Genomic DNA, 17,727 nt, shown 5'->3' on the forward strand with positions numbered 1-17,727 from the left:
GTAATGTCCTGAGGACGATCAGGTATGCGAAGAGGCCTGGAGGGTGGCTCCAAGCCTCTTTTGGTCTTTGAACCTTAGCGGCGGATGCCGAGGGTTCCGATGATGGACTGATACCGATCGGTATCACGGTCCTTCAGGTAGTCGAGAAGGCGGCGACGCTGCGACACCATCTTCAGAAGGCCACGACGCGAGTGGTTGTCCTTCTTGTGTTCCTTGAAGTGCTCGGTCAGGTTGGCGATGCGTTCCGAAAGGATTGCGATCTGCACTTCGGGGCCGCCCGTATCACCTTCGGTGCGGGCGTGGGTCTTGATCACTTCTGTCTTGCGATCAGGGGTAATCGACATCGGGTATCTCCTTAAATCAGGATCAAAGGTTGAGAATACGCGTCGGGAAGAGTTTCCCGCCACGCAGTTCGCAAAGCGCCTGAATCTGCCCGTCGAGCACTGCCTGGACCGTGTCGGGAAACTCGACAAAGCCTGCCTCGCGGCGGGCCTTTTGAGCCTCGGCAACAGTGGCTATCTGGCGGGGCAATAGGGCAAGGTCACGGCCTTGCTTCAGCTTCGAAGCCTCCTCTTGCGTCACAGGCAGGGCCGGGATGTCGTCCAGCGCCGTCTCTACGCCAAGTAAAGCCTCAAGAGCGGCGCCTCTATGCACCAAATCGGTCAGCTTTTCCAGTGTTATTGCATTTTTTGTTGCAAACGCGCCGACCTGCTCGCGACGCAGCGCCGTGACGTGGCCGCACACGCCCAACTCGACACACAGGTCGCGGGCGATCGAACGAACATAGGTGCCCTTGCCGCAGTGAAGCGTCAGGGTGGCTGTGTCGGTCGTGAACGCGTCCAGGGTCAGGTCGTACACGTCGACCGGCCGGGCTTTCAGCTCGACCTCGATACCGTCACGCGCCAGGTCATAGGCGCGTTTGCCATCGACCTTGATGGCCGAAAAGGCCGGTGGGACCTGTTCGATCTTGCCGATAAAGTTGGGCAGCAGGGCCTCGATCGCCTCACGCGATGGACGAGCGTCGGAGGTGGCGGTCACCCGGCCCTCGGCGTCGAAACTGTCGGTCGTGGTGCCAAAGGTGATGGTGAAGACATAGACCTTGTCGGTCTCGACCAGGAAGGGGACGGTCTTGGTCGCTTCGCCGAGCGCAATCGGCAGGATACCGGTGGCCAGGGGATCGAGCGTCCCGGCGTGACCGGCCTTTTGTGCCTGGAACAGCCAGCGGATCTTGGAGACCGCCGCCGTCGAGCTCATCTCATAGGGTTTGTCGAAGCAGATCCAGCCGTGAATCGGATCGCCTTTTTTCTTGCGGGCCATTGGTCGTGAATTTCAAAAAACTGTCCCCTCTCCCCACCTGAGGGGAGAGGGCTAGGGTGAGGGGTCAATTCCACTGAAAGAGAGGCCAAACTGTCCGTAGGACCCCTCATCCGGGCCTTTGGCCCACCTTCTCCCCTCAGGTGGGGAGAAGGGAATTATCGACTAGCTTCGTCATGTCTGGGACTCAATTGAGACCCTCGCCGCTTTTCAATGCAGATCTATTAATTTTCGTCGTCTTCATCGTCGTGATGCAGATCACGGGCAATGTCCGGACGCATGAACAACGCATCGATCCGCGCCGCTTCGTTGAAGCTTTCATCGTGCAGAAAACGCAGGGCCGGGGTGAACTTCATCTCGATCGAGCGGCCAAGGACGCCACGCAGAAACTTGGCATGGCGGTTCAACGCATCGACGGCCGGTGCCACGTGCGCGTTGCCGTCAAGGCCGGCGCCCAGCGGTTCAACGAACACTGTGGCGTGACGCAGATCGGGTGAACAGCGCACTTCGGTGACGGTGATCGAGATACCGGCCAAGGCCTCGTCGTGGATGTCTTCTTCGCGCAGAATCTCGACCAGGGCGTGACGCACCAGTTCGCCGGCGCGCAGTTGGCGCTGGGTGGGTCCCAGTTCGGAAGGCTTGGGCTTGTCTTTAAAGGATCGTTTCATCCCGCTCATATAGGGGATTTGGCTGATTTTTCTATGGAAAAATGCAATCGCCGGGTTATGACTGAGAAAACCACAGAAAACTCAGGGAGATACCTCTTGGCGACCTTTAAACCCGACTACGTGCCCCGCATGGAAGGGCTGGATGCTCTGCGCGGCTTTGCCCTGATGGGACTGTTTCTGGTTCACATGCCGGAATTGTTCGAACTGTACTGGGCCCACCCCGTCACGGACCCCACACAACTGCTGTGGCACGATACCATATTCACCATTTTCGCCGGCAAGTCATTTGCCCTTCTGGCCCTGTGTTTCGGCGTGTCCTTCTTCATCATCATGGACCGTTCCGCCAAACGTGGCATAGATTTCACGGGCCGCTTCGTCTGGCGCCTCGTGCTTCTGGGTCTTATCGGCATTCTACATACCTTCTGGTATCGCGGCGATGTGCTGGAAATCCTGGCGGTGATGGGCCTGTTCCTCATTCCCTTCTATCGCCTCAAGTCCAACGGCCTCATCCTGGCACTGGGAGCCTTCTTCCTGCTGCAGCCGATCATGATCGTTCAGCTGGTCAGTGCACTGCACGGCGCAGCCTGGGCTAACAAGCCTTTCGGCTTCTGGGGCGGCACCATTCCGGAGGTCTACCTGACCGGCAAGAGCCTGCTTGAGACCATGCGCATGAACTGGGTTGATGGCCATCCGTTCAAGTGGTTGTTCATGTACGAATCCGGTCGTCTCAGCCAGATTCTCGGTCTGTCGCTGATCGGCATGGTATTGGGCCGCATCGACTTCTTCGGCCAACCGGAAAAGTACAAGACCTTGCGGCTTGTCACCATGGGCATCGCAGCGGTAACGGCCCTGGCTCTGTTTTTCTGCAAGGCCCAGCTGAGCCTGCTGATCCCAACGGACAAGGATGTCTTCATGCCGCACGCCCTTTGGGATGGTATGCTGTCGAGCTGGTTCGACCTCAGCGTGATGACCGTCTTGATGATGGGCTTCCTGTCGCTCTATTTCAGCTTCGGCCACCGCCTCCTGAACCTGCTGGCGCCGGCGGGGCGGATGACCCTGACCCTGTATGTCTTGCAGTCACTGATCTTTGTGCCGGTCTTCTACAGCTATGGCCTGGGGCTGCATGCGACCATGCTGCAATCGACGGCGGTCCTGTTAGCCTTGGCGTCATTTGCTGTTCAGGTCGCCCTCGCCCATTTGTGGTTCCGCTACTTCCTGTACGGCCCGCTGGAGTGGATCTGGCGCGCCGCGACCTACCTAAGTCCGAGCGTTCCGTTCCTGCGTAAGAACTCGGCCTGAATCTCGAGGAAGGCTTTCAGCGGCAGATAAAGGCCAAGGCGGTTCCACGGCGCCTTGGCCACCTGCTTGCGTAGTTCTTCGATGTGGTTGACCGCCATCCAGAACGACATCAGGTACAGCGACCAGACCTGCATCAGGAAGGCGGCAATGGCGGGCTGGGAGTCGTGATCGTCTTCGGCTTCCACCGGCTCGAAGCGCAGGGGCTGGGCCGTGGCGACCGGCGCGCTGAACTGTTCCCGGATAAAGGCTTTCAAGCCGTTGTCGGCGAAGCGGGCGCGGTTTTTCAGCGCTTCCGGCTTGGCATGGTTGCCGGCATCAAGGGCGTAATAGTGGAGCACGGCCTGGGCGATGGCGGCGTCATAGGCAAACAGTCGATGACGGTCGTAGGTCAGGACCTTGTGGGCTTGGGCACGCTTGAAGCCGAGCCGGGTTTTGATAGCGGTAATGCGGGGCTTGTCGGTTGCCCAGTCACGGCTGATTGTGCCGATATGCGCATTCTGGACCCCGCAAAGCGCCGCCAGGCCGCGTTGGGTCAGGTAGGGTTCGCCATTGCTCAGCAGACCCATGCCGACGCCGTCGATCTCGGCATAGGCGGTGACCGTCACCTCGACCTTCGCGCGAGACGCGTGGGCAGATTTTCTCTTTCCCGTATTTGGGGAAGCGGCAGGCAGCAGATCGAACATGGGCACGACCCCGCATATGTGAAGAAAATGTGACGAAAAGCTTATGCTACAAGGGAATCAGGTCGCAATATTGCGGCGCAATATCTGGTTAATCAAGTCTTAACGCGTTTGCACTGCGGGAGAAGCGCTCACAACTGGGGATAAGTTGTCCCGAGAGTCGTCCACGGTGAGACTGATGAAGAAAGAGCGCTGAATCTGTTCCTCCTTTTTCACCGGACCGCGATCTCGTCAGGTTGCGGCGAAAACCGTTAGCACGCGAGACACGGAGCGGAGCGTACTCAAGTACGTGAGCACCGTATCGCAGCGTGATGACGGTTTGCAGCCCAACCTCACGGGATCGCCAGCCTAGGTGAAGACGACGGTTTTGGAGCCATTAATAATAACTCTGCGTTCGGCGTGCCAGGTGACGGCGCGAGCCAGGACGCGGGCCTCGATATCCTGACCGATCGCCACCAATTGCTCGGGCGTCAGGCCATGGTGGACGCGCTGGACGTCCTGCTCGATGATCGGGCCCTCATCCAGGTCCGAGGTCACGTAGTGGGCTGTGGCGCCGATGATCTTCACGCCGCGTGCATGGGCCTGATGGTACGGTTTGGCGCCCTTGAAGCTGGGAAGGAACGAGTGGTGGATATTGATGCAGCGACCCTCCAGCTGCCGCGCCAGGCCATCCGACAGGATCTGCATGTAGCGGGCCAGAACGACCAGATCCGCCTTGTGACGTTCAATCAGCGACAGGAAGGCGGATTCCTGCTCATCCTTATTGTCCTTATTGGTCGCCAGGTGGACATAGGGAATGCCGTTCCACTCGACAAACGACCGCATATCCTCATGGTTTGACATGACGCAGGCGATCTCGACCGGCAGAAGACCCGCCCGCCAGCGATGCAGCAGTTCGTAAAGGCAATGGCCGAACTTCGACACGGCGATCAGCACCTTGGGCTTGATCGACAGGTTGAAGATTTCCCAGTCCATGGTGAAACGGTGGGCAATGGGCCGAAAACCCTCGCGCAGGATCTCCATCGGCGGCATTTTCGCACCAGCCTGTTTGAACACCACGCGGACATAGAACATGTCACCCTGAGAGTCGTTGAACTGGTTCGACTCGACGATCGAAATGTCGTTGTCGTTGAGATAGCCGGATACAGCCGCCACAATGCCGCGGGTATCCGGGCACTTGATGATCAGGACATAATGGGCGGGATCGAAATCAGAGGTGTCGAGCATGGCAATTGTAACCGGTTAGGAGCCGGTGGCTATAGCACCAAAGGCTTTAGAATTTCGAATGTTTCGCACGTTACGACCATTTATTGCATGATGCCGTCACTGACCACCTTATCCGTCGCCGGATCGACGACGGCATAGAACGACTTACCGTCGCCACCATAGGCGCCTGGTTGCATCTGGTCCGCAACCTCATGGTTGATAATGGCGAACAGATACCCGTCCGCTTCACGGCCGCGGAAATATACCGAGTAACTTCCATCCGGCCAGCCACGCGTCTTGCGCACGTGGTCTCTTATAATTTTCAGGTAGTGAACCTCTTTAACCGAGCTGGTCTGCGGCCCGGGCGGCGGTACAAAGGACGAATCCATGGCACATCCACTCAGGGTGACCAGTACCGCCAGGAGGATAAATCCACGATGCCCCATCCTCACTATCCAGCCACAATCAGAAGAAGCGCTCGCCCTTGACGGTCTTCTTCACCGGATCGACCAGGACCTGGAACGTCTCGCCATTGCCGCGCACCAGATGGCGAGGATCGTCGCCCGTCACCACCACGGTAAAAACGGCCAGTTCGTCTTCGTAACCGGAAAATTCAACGACATAGATGCCGTCCATCCAGCCGCGCTTGTTGCGGACATAGTCCCTGACCAGCGGCACCATCTTCTTCTCGGCCTTGGTCATTTCCGGCACGACCGTGTCGCTGCTGACCTCGTTGGCGAGGACGGGCGCAGCCGAAAGGCAAAGCACCAATGCGAGAATCAAGGATTTCATAAACAGGACTCAGGAAAAGACGCGGGGCCGCAGGGCCCCACACCCCGATACATATCAGGCTAAGCTCAATCTATAAAACGAATTTGGCCCGCACAAGGCGGGCCAAAAACGTTTTGCAGATTAAAGCGTGCGCCGGATCTCTTCGACCGTGAAGCACTCGATAAAGTCGCCGGCCTTCAAATCCTGGAAGCCATCGAACGCCATACCGCATTCCTGGCTGACCACAACCTCGTTGACCTCGTCCTTGAAGCGCTTGAGCGTCGACAATACACCCATTTCCTGGACGACCACATCGTTGCGGATAATCCGGACGCGCGCACCCTTCTGCACCTTGCCCTCGGTAACCCGACAGCCGGCAACCTTGCCGACCTTCGAGATATCGAACACTTCGAGCACCTCGGCATTGCCGAGGAAGGTTTCGCGCTGGATCGGCGCCAGCATGCCCGAAAGCACGCCGCGGATGTCGTCAATCAGGTCGTAGATGATCGCGTAATAACGGATCTCGACGCCTTCGCGTTCGGCCAGGTCACGCGCCTGCTTGCCGGCGCGGACGTTGAACCCGATGATCGGTGCATTCGAACCCTTGGCCAGCTGGACATCGGATTCGGTGATGGCGCCGGCGCCCGAGTGAATGATCCGCGCGCGGACCTCCTCGTTGCCGACCTTCTCCAGCGAACCGACAATGGCTTCCGCCGAACCCTGCACGTCGGCCTTGATGATGAGCTGAAGCTCCTTGACCTTCTTGTCAGCCAGCTTGCTCATCATGTCGGTCAACGACACAGCGCCCACGGGGGCCATGGTCTTTTCACGGCGCAGACGTTCGCGATATTCCGTGATTTCACGGGCACGAGCGTCGCTTTCCACCACGGCGATGGCTTCACCGGGATCAGGCGCGCTGTCGAGGCCGAGGATTTCCACCGGCTCGGACGGACCCGCCTCTGTCAATTGCTCGTCGCGCTCGTTGATCAGGGCGCGAACGCGGCCGAAAGCCGAACCCGCCACGACGATGTCACCGCGCTTCAAGGTACCGCGCTTGACCAGAACCGTCGCCACCGGACCACGGCCCTTGTCGAGCTTGGATTCGATGACAACGCCTTCGGCCGTACGGTCCGGATTGGCGCGCAGGTCGAGCACTTCGGCCTGCAGCAGGATCGCTTCGATCAGGCTGTCCAGACCCAGGCGGGTCTTGGCAGAAACCTCGATCACCTGGGTGTCGCCACCCAGGGCTTCGACGACGATTTCATGCTGCAGCAGTTCGTTGATGATCTTCTGCGGATTGGCGCCCGGCTTGTCGATCTTGTTGATGGCAACGATGATCGGCGTCTTGGCGGCGCGGGCATGGTTGATGGCTTCGATGGTTTGCGGCATGACGCCGTCATCGGCCGCCACGACCAGGACCACGATATCGGTGACATTGGCGCCACGGGCACGCATGGCCGAGAAGGCGGCGTGACCCGGGGTGTCGAGGAAGGTGACGCGATCGCCGGACGGCAGGCGGACCTGATAGGCGCCGATATGCTGGGTGATGCCACCGGCTTCACCCGACGCAACGTCGGCCGAACGCAGGGCGTCAAGCAGCGACGTCTTGCCGTGGTCGACGTGACCCATGACCGCCACGACCGGCGGACGCGGTTGTGTATCGTCACTGTGATCCTCGGCGTCGATAAAGCCTTCCATAACGTCGGCTTCCGACACGCGGCGCACCGTGTGACCGAATTCCGAAGCCACCAGTTCGGCGGTATCTGTATCGATCACGTCGTTGATCTTCAGCATCATGCCCTGACGCATCAGGAATTTGATGATGTCGACAGCGCGGACCGCCATCCGGTTGGACAGTTCCTGGACGGTGATAACATCGGGAATGATGACTTCACGCGCCGCACGGGCCTGTTCGACCGTATGACCCTTGCGCTTTTCACGTTCGCGTTCGCGAGCGCGGCGCACGGAGGCCAGGGAACGCATGCGTTCGGCGGCATCCTCGTCGTCTCCGACCACGGCTTGAAGCGTCAGGCGGCCTTCGCGGCGCTTGGGTTCACCACGCGTCTGCGACACGGCCTTGACCGGCGCGCCGGTCTTGCCACGCTTGATACCGCCACGATCATCCTCATCAGCGGCGCGGCCGCGGACTTCGCCGGCCTTGACCGGACCCGCCGTGCCACGCGACGAACGAATACGATCGACTTCGGGGGTTGCCGGCGCATTGGCGGACACACCAGGTCCGGCACGCGGCGGACGCGGAGAATTGGCGCTGTAGCGAACGGTTTCACCACGCTCGCCACCTTCACGCGGCGGACGCGGAGGCGCGTTCGGATCGCGCGGAGGACGCGGCGGTGCATTGGGATCGCGCGGCGTGAACGGACGGTTCGGATCGCGCGGAGGACGGTCGCCTTGCGGACGATCGCCACGCGGGGCATCACGGTTAAACGGCGGGCGGTCACCCTGCGGACGGTCGCGATTGAACGGCGGCCGATCGCCCTGAGGACGATCACCTTGTGGGCGGTCACCCTGGGGACGATTGCCATCACGGTTAAACGGAGGACGGTCGCCTTGCGGGCGGTCACGATTGAACGGCGGCCGATCGCCCTGGGGACGATCACCACGCGGGGCATCGTTACGCGGACCATCCGTCCGGGGCCCGTCTGAACGGGGAGCGCGTTCATTACGGAACGACGGACGTTCCTGGTTCGGCGCAGGCGCACGCATGACCGGCGGTTCCGGAGCGCGAGTGCGTTGCGGAACCGGTGCTGCCTGGGCCGGAGCCGAAGCTTGGGCCTGGGCGGGCGCCGGGGCCGAAGATTGCGCTTCGGGCTGGGCCTGAGCTACCGGCTGAGCAGGCGCAGCTGACTGCGCGACGGGTGCTTGCGCCACCGGTGCTGCAGGCGCCGAAGCTTCGGCGGGCTTGGGCTGAGCCGCGGCAGCGGCAGCCGCCTGGGCCGTCGCGGCACGAGCCGCAGCCGCACGGGCTTCGCCGTCGCGGCGTTGCTGATCGGCCAGGGCCTGGGCAATGGCGCGCTGACGGGCGTCCTGCTCTTCCTGGCGCAGACCACCCTGCCCGCCCTGTTGCGAGCGTTGCGGCTGCTGTTGCGGCCGGGACTGCGGCGCGGGATTGGGGCGCGCCAGGTTGGTTTCGGCGCTGGGCCGGGCCTGGGGCGGATGATTGGTCGCCGGCGGGGGCGTCCCGATGCGGCGCTTGGTTTCCACCACCACCGTCTTGGAGCGACCATGGCTGAAGCTCTGTTTGACCGTACCGGTCGAAACATTGCCGCCAATACGCGGTTTCAACGTCAGCGGCGCGCGCTCACGGTTCTGGTCGTTGGGATTGTCGTCTTTGGGGTCGCTCATGCGGCTTGCTTTACTTAACCCTTGCGAAGCGCGCAACCTGCGCGGCCTCAGTTGGTGAAAAAATCTATGATCTTCGGCGATTCTGCCCATGCAGACCGCCAAAAAGGGGCGCTTACGCGATTAACAGGTCAGGGCGACCTCTCTCCAGGGGCCACATGGCCCCCAGGCACCACATTCGGCGCCCAGCTGGTAGCCCAGGTCTCCGGCATCAGGGGTTCAAACCCCGACAACCGATCCATCTCCGCCGTCCATCTCTTGACCCGCCGTCCGCCCAGCAAGGCGGCATGAATGGCGTTTTCCTGGCCGACGGCCAGGCTAAGTTCCTCATTGGAAAAGACACCGCACACCCGGGGTTCCGGTTGCTGGGTCCTTGCCGCCGCCATAACACGCTTGCGGCCGTCTTCGGCGCTGTCGCTGGCCTCGATCAACCAGGCCGTCTTGCCCGACTTGACCGCCGCCAGCACCTTCTCAAAGCCATTGAGCATGCCGCCTTCGCGCCGCGCCAGGCCCAGAAGGTCGAGGCAGCGGCGGCGCAGGAGATCATGTACCAGGGAAACCAGTTCGGGCGCAGCCTTGACCTGACGCTTGGCAGCTTTGCTGAATATGTTGCGTTTGATCGCAATTTCAAGGCTTGGGCGGTCAGACGCCACCCACATGCCACGACCGGGCAGCTTTTCGGCCAGGTCGGGCGTCAGGACACCGTCGGGCGCCACGACGAAACGGATCAGGCGCGCGGTATCGACGCTGGTCCCCGACGCTATATCGCGCCTCAGTTTTCCAGGCGTATCCTCGCACAGGATGGCAACCTCCGGCTCGTCGCCGGAGGTGTTATCAGTAAGATGCAGCACCGGCGGCTCATCACCGGAGGCGCTGTCAGTATGGGTTAGCGGGCGCGGCTCATTGTTCGAGTGTGGCGACATTCTCGCCCTCCTCAATAGCCTCTTCGGTCGCGTCCGAGGCCTCCGCAGTCTCTTCGTATTCAGGCTCTTCTTCCGAAGGCTCTTCGGCCGGAGCCTCGATCCAGCCGGCGGTGATGCGAGCGTTGAGGATCAGGTTTTCGGCGTCCGGAACGCTGAGCGTAAAGGATTCCAAGGCGCCCGGCACGCGGACGCGTTCGCCGCCTTTTTGTTCGAAGCCGCCACGCAGTTCGTCGGTGGCGAGATCCGCCAGGTCTTCGACCGTCTTGACGCCGGCTTCACCCAGGGCCACGGCCATGGGCAGGGTCAGGCCCTGGACATTGACCAGGTCGTCCTCGACGCCCAGTTCCTTGCGCTTGGCGTCCTGTTCGGCGGTTTCGCGTTCCAGGAAGTCGCGGGCGCGGGCCTGCAGTTCCTGGGCGGTATCTTCGTCAAAGCCTTCAATGGCGGCGATTTCGTTCTCGTCGACATAGGCCAGGTCCTCGACCGAGGTGAAGCCTTCGGTAACCAGCAGCTGGGCGATGACTTCGTCGACATCGAGCGCTTCCTGGAACAGGACGGTGCGTTCGGCGAATTCCTTCTGACGGCGTTCGCTGTCCTGGGCTTCGGTGATGATGTCGATCTGCCAGCCGGTCAGTTGCGAGGCCAGGCGGACGTTCTGGCCGCGGCGGCCGATGGCCAGGGACAGTTGCTCGTCGGGCACCACGACTTCGACGCGGTCTTCTTCCTCGTCCAGAACCACCTTGGTGACTTCAGCCGGGGCCAGGGCGTTGACGATGAAGGTAGCTTCATCGGGCGACCATTGGATGATGTCGATCTTTTCGTTCTGCAGTTCGGCGACAACGGCCTGGACGCGCGAACCGCGCATACCGACACAGGCGCCGACCGGATCGATCGAGCTGTCGTTCGACAGGACGGCCATCTTGGCGCGCGAACCGGGGTCACGGGCGACCGACTTGATTTCGATGACGCCGTCGTAGATTTCCGGCACTTCCTGGGCGAACAGCTTGGCCATAAAGCCACCATGCGCGCGCGACAGCATGATCTGCGGACCCTTGGTTTCACGGCGGACGTCGTAGATATAGGCGCGGATGCGGTCATTGACCTGGAAGGCTTCGCGCGGGATCGACTGGTCGCGGCGCATGATGCCTTCGCCACGGCCCAGGTCGACAATGACATTGCCGTATTCGACGCGGCGCACCGTGCCGTTGACGATATCGCCGACGCGGTCCTTGAACTCATCGAACTGGCGCTCACGCTCAGCTTCGCGCACCTTGTGCGTCACGACCTGGCGGGCCATCTGGGTCTGGACGCGGCCCAGCTCGAACGGCGGCAGGACCTCGACATATTCCTTGCCGACAAAGGCTTCCTTGTCGTCGCGCAAGGCGGATGCCAGGGTTTGCTGGGCGTATTCGTTTTCCACTTCCTCGTCGCCGACGACGGTGACATGGCGGGTAATGGTCATTTCGCCCGACTTCGGGTCGATAAAGACGCGGATGTCGTGTTCAGCCCCGTAACGCGAACGGGCTGCCTTCTGGATCGCCTCTTCGATCGAGGCAATCACGACCGACTTGTCGATCGACTTTTCACGCGCCACGGCGTCTGCGATTTGCAGCAGTTCCTGACGGTTGGCGCTGATCCCGGTGAAGCTCATTTGAGTTTCCTTATTTTTCGTCGTTGGCAGGTTCGTCGTCGAGGTCATCTGCGTCCTCGAAGTCGTCTTCAAATTCTTCGTCTTCGTCGTCGTCGTCCGAGCCGCTTTCGCCCAGACCTTCGCTAACCAGACCTTCGTTAGCAAGATCTTCGTCATCCAGATCGTCGTCTGGATCTTCGCCTCTGGCGGCTCTGATCTCGGCGCCCTTTTTCAGCAGGTCGTCGTTCAGCACCAGCTTGGCCTCGACGATCCAGGCAAACGGCATGAGGGCGGTTTCTTCCTCGCCTTCCAGGTCAATGGCGACATGGTCGTCCTCGATACCGGCCAGCTTGCCGCGGAAGCGCTTGCGGCCTTCGGCCAGGCGATCGAGTTCGATACGCGCCTCATAGCCCTCGAAGGTCGCGAAATCCTTCAGTCGGGTCAGCGGGCGATCGACGCCAGGCGACGAGACTTCCAGGACATAGTCGCCCGAGATCGGATCGGCTTCGTCGAGATAGGCCGACAGGGCGCGCGACAGGCGCGCACACTGGTTGACATTGATATCGCCGTCCGACTTGCGCTCGGCCATGATCTGCAGGCGACGGGCGCCGCCCGGCTTGTTCGAACCCATCAGACGCACGCGCACGATATCCAGCCCCAGCTCTTCGGCGATAGGGTCAAAAATCTCGATCAGCTTACGGTCTTCAGAGGTCTTGGCGCGCAAATTCAGGTCTCAGGTAATAAAAAAGGCGGCGAGCCTCTTCGGGCCGCCGCCGTTGCCTCGCGGCAATCGGACGATGTTGGGGGCTATATAGGGCGTATGCCGTCCTTTGCCAAGGAGAATCTATTTTGGAAAATTCTACGCCGACTGCGCGTGCCGATCTTGGCGTAGATATTGGCCACGGATGGCACGGATCGGCGCTTCGCGCCGACACGGATAAGCAAAGATATTAGTAACTGCCAAGTGGGTGTAAATGGTTCTGCTCAACGTAGTGACAGCACGTCTTCGGTGGTGGAATTTTGGATCACGAAAAGCTCGAAAAGCAGAAAAGCACGAATATCATGGTTGAAAATTCTCCCGCGCGAAGCGCCTTCATTCTGCGCTTGAGCCACGAGCTCTATTGATGCCCTTCGGGCGATATAGGATCAGCCCGCTCCATTCGTGCTTTTCTGCTTTTCGAGCTTTTCGTGATCCAAGATTCTACTGTTGAAGACGTGCATCCACCGCGTTGCGCGACCGTCTACACCCGCCTCGGGAGTTATCGATATATGGCCCAAACCGAAAGATAGAGCGCCGTGAATCCGTGTCGCCGCAACGCGGCGATCCGTGTCATCCGTGGCTAACGTTTTAGCTACCGAATGTAAGCGTGGAGAAGGCCTTGGCGTAGTCCTCAGGCACAGTGACCGGATACAGCTGGCCGGAATACATCTGGATCAACTGCCAAGTAATGTAGGCACCGGACACCGTAACCAGAAGCAAATATGCGTAGCCCACCGGCTTGTTGGTCTTCTTGAAGATGTCATAGGCGATGCAGGCGAAGTGCAGGAACAGCGAAAACACCCCAGCGCCGTAAAAGCCATAAAAGACGTTTTTCCACACCGGCGAGGTCAGGCCGGCTGCGGCATAGGCGAAATTGGTGTCGAGATGCAGGACCTCGCGGCCGAAAAACACCCAGACGATATGGAGGACGATGAACAGCACCATCAACAGGCCGGACGCCGCCTGAAGCTGGTGGATAAAATCCTTCTTCTTGCGCCAGATTTCGAAGATCAGCGGGACGCCCGTCAGGATCTGGAGCGCAAAAGCCGCCAGGGCCGCCCACTCGACCGGCGGATAGCGGTAAAGGATGCGCGCCGCGTCCATGAACTGGGCGTGGGCGTCGACGCCGAACAGGCCGGCAAAATGGTTGGCAAAGTGCAGGCACAGAAAGGCGAAAACAAACGCCGCCGACACCTTGTGAACCCGTTCCATGCCCAATCTCCCGCAACCATGGCTCCCGCAACCACGGTTAACCATGGCGCATGCGACGGCCTTTGACTACCGGTGGAATCACAAGCTTGTGATGTGTGGCTTTTGGATCAGCGCTTCGCCTCAGCCAGCAAACGGATGGCCAGTCCGCCCAGTACCGTCGCCATCAGCCAGCGCTGCGCCTTGATCCATGACGGCCGCGCGGCCAGGAAGGCGGCGACCCAGCCCGCGCCGAAGATGATCAGGCTGTTGACCGACATGCTGATCGTCATCTGGATCAGGCCGAGCGTCAGGAGCTGACCGAGGACGTGGCCGGCTTTCGGGTCGATAAATTGCGGCAGCAGGCTGAGATAGAGCACCGCCGCCTTTGGATTGAGCAGGTTGGTGAAAAAGCCCATGGAAAACAGGGTGGCGGCATTGTCGCGCGGCAGTTGGCGGACGTCGAACACCGCCTTTCCGCCGGGGCGAATGGCCTGCCAGGCGAGATAGAGTAGGTATAGTGCGCCGCCGATACGCAGGACATCATAGGCGAACGGCACAGCCATCAGCATGGCGGTAATGCCGAAGACCGACAGCAGCATATAGATCAGGAAACCGGCAAAGACCCCGGCCAGCGACAGGTAGCCGGCAGGGCGGCCCTGGCTAATGGTTCTCGACACCAGATAGATCATGTTCGGTCCGGGCGTCAGCACCATGCCTAGTCCCACCAGAGCAAAAGCCATCAGGTGCATCGTCAATCTCCTATCTGGGTTTACGGATAAAATCGAGGAAGACCGGCTTGCAATCGCCCAGGCCCTTGACCTCGTAACGTGTGGTAATGTGATCGACGGGAGGCTGGGTCCAGTCGGCAGGGCGTTGTGCCGGCCACTCGAAATCGGGACTGGCGGTGAATCGTTGCAAGGCCCAGTCGGCATAGTCGGCCCAGTCGGTGGCAAAACGTAGCGCACCGCCGTCCTTCAGGATACGCGCCAGGGCCGCGACGGTTTCGGGCTGGATCAGGCGGCGCTTATGATGGCGCGCCTTGGGCCAGGGATCGGGAAACAGGATAAAGACGCGGCTGACCGAGGCGTCCGGCAGCTTGTCGAGCAACGGGCGGGCGTCGCCGGTCAACAGGCTGACATTGTCGACACCGGCTTCGTCGATGTGGCGCAGAGCCGAGCCAACGCCATTCAGAAAGGGTTCGCAGCCGATGATGGCGACGTCGGGATGACGGGCCGCCTGCTGGACCATATGCTCGCCGCCGCCGAAGCCGATTTCCAGCCACAGTTCACGGTTGGACGACACAAGGTCGGCAACACGGGCATCCGATACTTCGATTTGCGGCAGGAGGGTATCGAACAGCGTCGCCTGACGCGGCTTGAGCGTACGCGCCTTGATACGCCCGAACGAGCGCATGGGACCCCAGGTCGGGGTAGGTGTTTCTTCGGAAGACATGGCGGGGCTTTAGCGGCTGGGCGCAAGAAACTCAAGCAGGTGTCAAAGAGAAAAGGGAACTGGGAATGAATGCGAATTAAACGGCGTACATTCATCCCATCGAGGACATTGAAGACGAGAATCGTCTGTTGCTACCTTGGCCGTCACCCAAGAGGCTTCGTCGTGCAGGGTCAGGGGTTCGCCGCGCTCTACGGACTAAGATCGGGGGCGGAGTTCGGTTAACCGGTCGAGAATCTCCTTATTGACGGCGGCGGCGGGGCGTTCCCAGAAGATGTTCGATTCGCTGGCAAGCCAGATGCAAAACGCTTTGTCATCGTTCGGCGTCAAGCCGAAAAAGGTTTGAGACTCACCGGTCAGCAAGCGGTCGTACCAACCGACCCAGCCCGACCAGTGTTCATCGGTGCGGGCCATGAGTTCAGCTTTTCTCGTGGACCAGGCGCCGAGGAGCGAAGGTACGACAATCTGAGTCCAAAGCGGCGCGTGCAGGACAGTTGAATTGCCATCGGCCTCACGTAGGCGCGTTGCGTCCAGGCCAAGTTCAGACCAGACCGTGTCGGCAGCAGCAGCGGCGGCGCTGGCGGTATCGGCGCCGATACCGACATGGAGGGCGACACCGAGGGCGTCTTCCATGTTGAAGCGGGCGGCGGTGGCGGCATCAAAGCCAGCGATGGCGACGGCGTGGAGGGCGGCGTTTGTCGCGTCGCCGGCGCTAGTACGGGTGATGTGGGCGACCATGTAGGCGTTGGCGATGGCGACGGTGGCGCGATTAGCGGCGTCCATTATTTCGGGGGCAGGCCAAGCCACCGCTGCCCAAGAAATAAACAGGGCGCGGCAAATCGATAGCGTTAATCCATATTGCTCCTCGGGTGCACATAAAGGAAACACGCGCAGCGCCGTCCGTAATATGATGATTTGCGCCCATTCAAGGGGGGCATCCTCGAGAAATCTCGTAACTTCCTCGCTGCTTCTGATTTCGACCACGCACGCTCCCCGGGTTAGGATCGATCATCAGTGAACCATCTAAGTACGCAAGGTTTCGCCCACAGATTTTCACAAATCTGTGCCATGGCGGTCCAACGATTCACTGGATCGTTGGACTCGGCATACTGTGAAAATCTGTGGGCAGAAATCTTAAAACGCCTTACGCAGTTCCTCGACCAGGTCGGTCTTTTCCCATGAGAAGCCACCGTCGGCGTCAGGCGTGCGGCCGAAGTGACCATAGGAGGTCGTGCGCTCATAGATCGGCTTGTTGAGGCCGAGGTGCGTGCGGATCGAGCGCGGCGTCAGGCCGCCGATCAGGTCCGGCAGGATGGCTTCCAGCTTTTCCTCGTCGACCTGGCCGGTGCCGTGGGTGTCGACATAGAAGCTGAGCGGGCGAGAGACGCCGATGGCATAGGAGACCTGCAGGGTGCACTTTTTCGCCAGGCCCGCCGCGACGACGTTCTTGGCGAGATAGCGCAGGGCATAGGCGGCCGAACGGTCGACCTTGGTCGGGTCCTTGCCCGAGAAGGCGCCGCCGCCGTGGGGCGCCGCGCCGCCGTAGGTGTCGACGATGATCTTCCGTCCGGTCAGGCCGGCGTCGCCATCCGGGCCGCCGATGACGAAATTGCCGGTCGGATTGACCAGCCACTCGGTCTCGTCGGTCACCATATTGGCCGGCAGGACTTCGAGGGCCAAAGGCTTGATGATGGCTTCGATGTCCGAAGGGGTGAGGCCGTCCCTGTGCTGGTGCGATACCAGAATCTTCAGGATGCGCGCTGGCACGCCGTTTTCGTACTGGACGGTCACCTGCGACTTGGCGTCGGGCTCCAGAGCATGCTCGCCGGCATGGCGGGCGGCCGCCAGGCGGTGCAGGATATTATGCGACCATTGCAGCGGCGCCGAGGTCAATTCCGCCGTCTCGTCCGTCGCATAACCGAACATGATCCCCTGGTCGCCGGCGCCTTCGTCCTTGTTGTCGCCGGCATCGACGCCCTGGGCGATGTCGGCGGATTGGGCATGAAGATAGCAGGCATAGTCCGCCATGGCCCAATGGAAGCCTTTTTGTGCGTACCCGATCGTCTTGACGGCGTTACGCACCTTGTCTTCCAGACCCTGAATGATGTCGCTGATCTGGTCGTCGCTGGCGCGGACTTCACCAGCCAGGACGATGCGGTTGGTCGTCACCAGGGTCTCGCACGCCACGCGCGCTTCGGCGTCACGTTCCAGAAAGGCGTCGACGACGACATCCGAAATACGGTCGGCAACCTTATCCGGATGGCCTTCGGAGACGCTTTCGGAGGTGAAGATATAGGAAGGGCGCATGGTCAGGGCTCACTTTAAATCCAAGGGGCATATACATATAAACATATCTTTATATGAGCAAGCAGGATTTTATTCTCCACAAGTTCCACCGACGAAAAAACCCCGGCCAAACGACCGGGGTCTTGTTTTACCTCTTCGCAAACCGTGCCTTTGGTTTGGTAAATCGATT

At 60.6% G+C, this 17,727-nt stretch carries 17 protein-coding genes; 1 reads left to right on the plus strand and 16 read right to left on the minus strand.

Annotated features, from left to right (window positions below):
* Positions 1–74: 74 nt before the first annotated feature.
* The 3 genes from rpsO to rbfA all read right to left on the minus strand — a co-directional run bounded on the left by rpsO (position 75) and on the right by rbfA (position 1,982).
* The gene (rpsO, locus tag AC1DXO_RS04550) at positions 75–344 is read right to left on the minus strand and encodes a 30S ribosomal protein S15 (RefSeq protein WP_476976909.1); all 270 of its coding nucleotides are present in this window, start codon (positions 342–344) and stop codon (positions 75–77) included.
* A 22-nt stretch (positions 345–366) separates the two neighbouring features.
* A complete protein-coding gene (truB, locus tag AC1DXO_RS04555) occupies positions 367–1,317 on the minus strand; it encodes a tRNA pseudouridine(55) synthase TruB (RefSeq protein WP_476976910.1) in 951 nt (316 codons plus the stop codon).
* Between the two features lie 221 nt (positions 1,318–1,538).
* The gene (gene rbfA / locus AC1DXO_RS04560) at positions 1,539–1,982 is read right to left on the minus strand and encodes a 30S ribosome-binding factor RbfA (RefSeq protein WP_476976911.1); all 444 of its coding nucleotides are present in this window, start codon (positions 1,980–1,982) and stop codon (positions 1,539–1,541) included.
* A 96-nt stretch (positions 1,983–2,078) separates the two neighbouring features.
* On the opposite strand from rbfA, the gene AC1DXO_RS04565 reads away from it, so the two are divergent.
* Positions 2,079–3,281, plus strand: a complete 1,203-nt coding sequence (locus AC1DXO_RS04565; protein ID WP_476976912.1) for a DUF418 domain-containing protein — start codon at positions 2,079–2,081, stop codon at positions 3,279–3,281.
* Here AC1DXO_RS04565 and AC1DXO_RS04570 read toward each other — a convergent pair.
* The 13 genes from AC1DXO_RS04570 to metK all read right to left on the minus strand — a co-directional run bounded on the left by AC1DXO_RS04570 (position 3,236) and on the right by metK (position 17,558).
* Entirely contained in the window at positions 3,236–3,964 is a 729-nt protein-coding gene (locus AC1DXO_RS04570; protein ID WP_476976913.1) for a hypothetical protein, read from the minus strand. The two genes, AC1DXO_RS04565 and AC1DXO_RS04570, sit on opposite strands and share 46 nt — an antisense overlap.
* A gap of 345 nt (positions 3,965–4,309) precedes the next feature.
* Positions 4,310–5,188 (minus strand): formyltetrahydrofolate deformylase, encoded by an 879-nt coding sequence (gene purU, locus AC1DXO_RS04575; protein ID WP_476976914.1) that lies wholly within the window; start codon positions 5,186–5,188, stop codon positions 4,310–4,312.
* 80 nt (positions 5,189–5,268) lie between these two features.
* Positions 5,269–5,472 (minus strand): hypothetical protein, encoded by a 204-nt coding sequence (locus tag AC1DXO_RS04580; protein WP_476976915.1) that lies wholly within the window; start codon positions 5,470–5,472, stop codon positions 5,269–5,271.
* 160 nt (positions 5,473–5,632) lie between these two features.
* Positions 5,633–5,959 (minus strand): hypothetical protein, encoded by a 327-nt coding sequence (locus AC1DXO_RS04585; RefSeq protein ID WP_476976916.1) that lies wholly within the window; start codon positions 5,957–5,959, stop codon positions 5,633–5,635.
* Between the two features lie 120 nt (positions 5,960–6,079).
* Positions 6,080–9,301: a translation initiation factor IF-2 gene (gene infB / locus AC1DXO_RS04590; protein WP_476976917.1), complete on the minus strand. Its 3,222-nt coding sequence runs from the start codon at positions 9,299–9,301 to the stop codon at positions 6,080–6,082.
* 128 nt (positions 9,302–9,429) lie between these two features.
* Positions 9,430–10,221: an RNA-binding protein gene (locus tag AC1DXO_RS04595; protein WP_476976918.1), complete on the minus strand. Its 792-nt coding sequence runs from the start codon at positions 10,219–10,221 to the stop codon at positions 9,430–9,432.
* The gene (nusA, locus tag AC1DXO_RS04600; RefSeq protein WP_476976919.1) at positions 10,199–11,872 is read right to left on the minus strand and encodes a transcription termination factor NusA; all 1,674 of its coding nucleotides are present in this window, start codon (positions 11,870–11,872) and stop codon (positions 10,199–10,201) included. The genes AC1DXO_RS04595 and nusA overlap by 23 nt, the downstream gene beginning before the upstream one ends.
* Positions 11,873–11,882: 10 nt before the next feature.
* Positions 11,883–12,575 (minus strand): ribosome maturation factor RimP, encoded by a 693-nt coding sequence (rimP, locus tag AC1DXO_RS04605; protein WP_476976920.1) that lies wholly within the window; start codon positions 12,573–12,575, stop codon positions 11,883–11,885.
* Between the two features lie 624 nt (positions 12,576–13,199).
* A complete protein-coding gene (locus AC1DXO_RS04610; protein ID WP_476976921.1) occupies positions 13,200–13,823 on the minus strand; it encodes a hypothetical protein in 624 nt (207 codons plus the stop codon).
* A gap of 107 nt (positions 13,824–13,930) precedes the next feature.
* A complete protein-coding gene (locus tag AC1DXO_RS04615) occupies positions 13,931–14,551 on the minus strand; it encodes a LysE family translocator (protein ID WP_476976922.1) in 621 nt (206 codons plus the stop codon).
* Between the two features lie 10 nt (positions 14,552–14,561).
* A complete protein-coding gene (trmB, locus tag AC1DXO_RS04620) occupies positions 14,562–15,254 on the minus strand; it encodes a tRNA (guanosine(46)-N7)-methyltransferase TrmB (protein ID WP_476976923.1) in 693 nt (230 codons plus the stop codon).
* A gap of 195 nt (positions 15,255–15,449) precedes the next feature.
* The gene (locus AC1DXO_RS04625; RefSeq protein ID WP_476976924.1) at positions 15,450–16,235 is read right to left on the minus strand and encodes a hypothetical protein; all 786 of its coding nucleotides are present in this window, start codon (positions 16,233–16,235) and stop codon (positions 15,450–15,452) included.
* Between the two features lie 150 nt (positions 16,236–16,385).
* Positions 16,386–17,558, minus strand: coding sequence for a methionine adenosyltransferase (gene metK / locus AC1DXO_RS04630; RefSeq protein ID WP_476976925.1), 1,173 nt, complete (start codon positions 17,556–17,558; stop codon positions 16,386–16,388).
* Positions 17,559–17,727 lie beyond the last annotated feature (169 nt).

Source organism: Asticcacaulis sp. P2_C5 (genome assembly GCF_056404555.1).